This window comes from Vibrio sp. 10N.222.49.C9 (genome assembly GCF_041474985.1).
Lineage (GTDB): Bacteria > Pseudomonadota > Gammaproteobacteria > Enterobacterales > Vibrionaceae > Vibrio > Vibrio crassostreae_C.
Genome location: NZ_JBFRVD010001282.1, coordinates 1 through 442 on the forward strand (window position 1 = coordinate 1; position 442 = coordinate 442).

A 442-nucleotide genomic window follows, 5' to 3' on the forward strand; every position below is an offset into this window, starting at 1 on the left:
ATATTCGCCTCATTCGCTTTCAAGAAACGGCGTAGATTCATCTCATACAGATAAGGCAATCCACCAACGGTTTTAAACTCTTCTTCGGGATCTATGAAGAAGTCGTTGGCAGTTTTGTCACCCACTACAACCGTTACTTTAACGCCGCGCCGAAGGGCTTTCTTTAGCTCCTTAGCGACACTTTTAGGGAAGTTAAAGTAAGGCGTACATATGGTAATTTCATCTTTGGCATCACGTAGTAATTGAACGATCGCCATGTTTAGAAGATTTCTACGCTTACCTACACCAACAATCGGGGTAATCGCGATTTTGTCTTCGGTAACATCTGCACAATCAAAGCGGTAGTTGGTGACTGCAAGGCTTGCTCGCAATTGACGAATTGCGCCTTTCAATGACTTGGTTGCTGGGCGCTCTTTTTCTGTCAGTGTGTTCACTGCAGGGT

General features: G+C 44.8%; 1 protein-coding gene. It reads right to left on the reverse strand.

What is annotated here, in order from left to right; translation table 11 throughout:
- Nucleotides 1–442 (reverse strand): phospholipase D-like domain-containing protein (locus AB4585_RS27915; RefSeq protein ID WP_372172007.1); only part of this gene is annotated, 442 nt, incomplete at both ends.